Source organism: Polyangium sp. 6x1 (assembly GCF_029946515.1).
GTDB lineage: Bacteria > Myxococcota_A > Polyangia > Polyangiales > Polyangiaceae > Polyangium.
The window spans coordinates 1-3,014 of record NZ_JARZHH010000164.1 but is presented as its reverse complement, the minus strand read 5'-3'; the positions used below and the strand labels follow the sequence as shown (position 1 = coordinate 3,014).

At 67.2% G+C, this 3,014-nt stretch carries 3 protein-coding genes; 1 reads left to right on the top strand and 2 read right to left on the bottom strand.

The window, feature by feature from the left end:
* Positions 1–1,018: 1,018 nt before the first annotated feature.
* Positions 1,019–2,398, top strand: a complete 1,380-nt coding sequence (locus QHF85_RS49580; RefSeq protein ID WP_281334558.1) for a hypothetical protein — start codon at positions 1,019–1,021, stop codon at positions 2,396–2,398.
* Here the strand turns inward: QHF85_RS49580 and QHF85_RS49575 are convergent.
* Positions 2,343–2,762, bottom strand: a complete 420-nt coding sequence (locus QHF85_RS49575) for a hypothetical protein (protein WP_281334557.1) — start codon at positions 2,760–2,762, stop codon at positions 2,343–2,345. The two genes, QHF85_RS49580 and QHF85_RS49575, sit on opposite strands and share 56 nt — an antisense overlap.
* A 157-nt stretch (positions 2,763–2,919) precedes the next feature.
* The coding region (locus tag QHF85_RS49895; RefSeq protein WP_348652822.1) for an IS3 family transposase at positions 2,920–3,014 on the bottom strand (95 nt) is incomplete at its 5' end.

Below are 3,014 nucleotides of genomic sequence, written 5' to 3'. Positions count from 1 at the left end.
ACGCAACAATCTCTTCGACCTGAGACGCCATGCCGCCATGCTGAACCTTGAGGTAATCCAGCGTCGCAGCGACATGGCCAACGCCGCGTAGTTCCTGGGAGGATCGAACCGTTCGGCGCTCTAGACGTCGACCTCGACTCTCCTTTGCCCGCAGCGCGGTCGGGGCGCCTCGACCCGGGGAAGATTTCCACCAAGGCCCGGCCCGCTCGCCGAGGGGCCCTCGCCCCCTTGCGCGCGCCGAGCTCGCCGAGCGCGAGGCCTCGACGCGGCCCCGGCCTCCCCGTCGCCCTCGACCTTGGCAGGATCGCCCGCCTCGACCTCGACCCCCGCGGCAACGTGCGGCTCGGCCGAACCCCTCGGCGAGGCCCTCGCGTCGAGCCTCGCTCCGCTCGCCGAGGAGCTCGCCGCGAGTTGATTCCGCCGCCTTCATTTCCGCCACTCGGGCCCCCCGGATGCGGGGGTGGCGGAAATACGACGTCGAGCACGGTCAGGAAGCCTCGAGCCCGGCAGAGATTTTCGCCGAGGGCCGGCCGGCCCGCCGAGGGCCCCCGAGCCCATTGTGCGCGCCGAGCTCGCGCCACTCGACGCCGCCCGGCCTCGCCGTCGCCCTGGTCCTCGCCGCGATCACTCGCCTCGGCGTCGGCCCCCGCGGCAACGTGCGGCTACGACGAACCCAAGGTCGAGGCCCTCGCGTCGAGCCTCGCGCCGCTCGCCGAGGAGCTCGGCGCGGTGGGTTTCCGCCGCCTTGGTTTCCGCCACTCTGATCCCCCCGACGGGGCAGGAGGCACCTCGACCCTTGCGCGCGCCGAGCTCGCGCCCCTCGACGCCGGCCCCGCGGCAACGTGCGGCTACGACGAACCCCTCGACGAGTCCGTCGCCTCAAGCCTCGCGCCGCTCGCCGAGGAGCTCGCGGCGAGTCGATTCCGCCGCCTTTATTTCCGCCACTCTACGACGTGTCAACGTGGAGCGCGACCTGGTACAATCTCTGGCTGGCCAACCCGTCGAGCCACGAGGACCTATGCAAAAAGTCGCCGCGTACTTGCTTGAGCGAACTGAGGACCTTCAGACGCCAGGAGCCAGAAAGGCGGAGGGGGATCGCATCCGCAAGGTGATCGAGGCGTGGCTTAGGAGCAAGGGTGCTGCGTCCGTCGAGCGAGCCGGCACCTACGCGGCTGTAGACGGCAGCGACGCAAGCTACCGCGTGACGACCGCAAGCGACGGAGACCGGTCGTGGACGATGTTTGAGCTTACCGAGGTCACGAAGGAGGGGCGAAGGTTCGTCACGACAGTCTCTGTGACCGTCGGCAACAAGCACGTCGTCGTCTTCGTGACGATGGAGGTCGGGTCCGTCTCCACGCTGATCACTCGCATCGACGTCGACCCGCGGTGCCCCAAGGTGGTCCGCGAGCTGCTCGAGCAGCCGGGACCGTGGCACCACGGCGCGTCGCGTTTGCGAGTGCTCTCGGTGGTTTCCGGCTTCGACGCAGGCCAATCGCTCGCACAGGAGATCCAGAATGTCAGTCGCACTATCCCATTCGTCGTCGTCTCGACCATCGCAGGGCAAACCGCGCTGCCGAAGCTCGATGCAAAGCTTGCGAGCGACCTGGCGGGCGTGGCCAACGTGTACACCGTCGACGAAGACGCTTCGTGGGCGCTAACCGACACCCTGCGGAAGCCCTTCTCGTGCTACGGCGGCGCGGTTCGCGTCTACTGGCCCCGACTTTCGTCGCAGGACGAGCCCTACCGGCACCAGCTCTGGACGGCTGCGAGGCTCCAGGGGCTTGAGGACGATGAGCAGTTCGCACTCGACCGCATCCGGCGACAGGTGCGAACCGTCATCATGAGGGCGTCGGCTGCAAGCGTCGTGCGGCCCGTTGAGATTGACGACATCCGCGGAGCTGCTGCTCGCGCGGAGTACGCAACACTGAAAGCGAACGCGAACTCGCTAGATGACTTCAAGGCGCTCGCCGATTCCTACGCTGCTGACAACGATACGCTCCGGCGTGATCTTGCCGCTCGCGACAAGGAGCTCGAACAGTTCCGGGGCGAGGTGCAGAGACTTGAAGCCGAGAAGCGGGCGCTGCTTTACCACCTTGGCCAGGCCAACGCGCACTCGGAAGACGGCGCAGAGGTCGAACCCGATCGCCCTGAGGATGACGACGGAGCGCAGCCACCCACCCGGGGCGATGTCCGCTTCTACAAGAAGCGGTACGACACGCCCACCCATGATGTGCTGGTTCGCGTCGCTGACTGCGGTCACAACTCATGGCAGAGTTCGGCCAGGGCGGATAAAGCCCGTAAAGGGCTCATCCGCCTCGAGGGCGGAACCCGCGAGTGGAGGGTCATGCAGCACTGCGGCACCTGCACAGGCGGCGGCATGTGGCGCGTACAGTGGTGACGCTAGCCGACAGGACCGCGAGCGTCGTGGCGCGACAGAGCCCGTAGTACGGCGGGAAATCGATACTGTCATCATTCAGAACCGCGTCGCTGACGAGCGCGCGGAAATCGCCGCGAGCGTCGCGGGTGCCCATCGCGGAGCGGGTGACCTCGGCGAGATCGTTGCGTCCGGCACCGCCATCCACGTAGAGCTGGGTGCGGCCCATCTCGGGGTCGAGGGACTCTCGGACCCACGATATCGTGCGCTCGATGTCCTCGGGGTCGAGCTGCTCTCGATGCGGTCGAAGCGCCGGAGGGGCGTCAGCCACCAAGAAGGTCTTGACGTGCAGGTAACGGCAAATCTGCGTGGTCTGCTCGTCGAGCACTGCCTCGACACGGAGCTGCCGATGCCTGCCTCGGCGTAGCGTAAGTCCTTGCGTATGCACGTCTGGACGGACGTCCGCGGACGTGCAGGGACCGCCGCTGGCTCCATGGGCGGCCGCTGCTCGGATTGATCTTCCCCCGCTCCCGTGGACAAACCGACTATGCCGCAAACGCGGCCACTTGTGCTCTCAATTCGAACTCGACCGGGCTCAAATACCCGAGGTACGAGTGCCGCCGGGCGTGGTTGTAGAACC

What these genes read in the sequence shown, in the direction of transcription:
- QHF85_RS49580 (WP_281334558.1), top strand. Translation starts at nt 1,019, where the DNA reads ATGCAAAAAGTCGCCGCGTACTTGCTTGAGCGAACTGAGGACCTTCAG.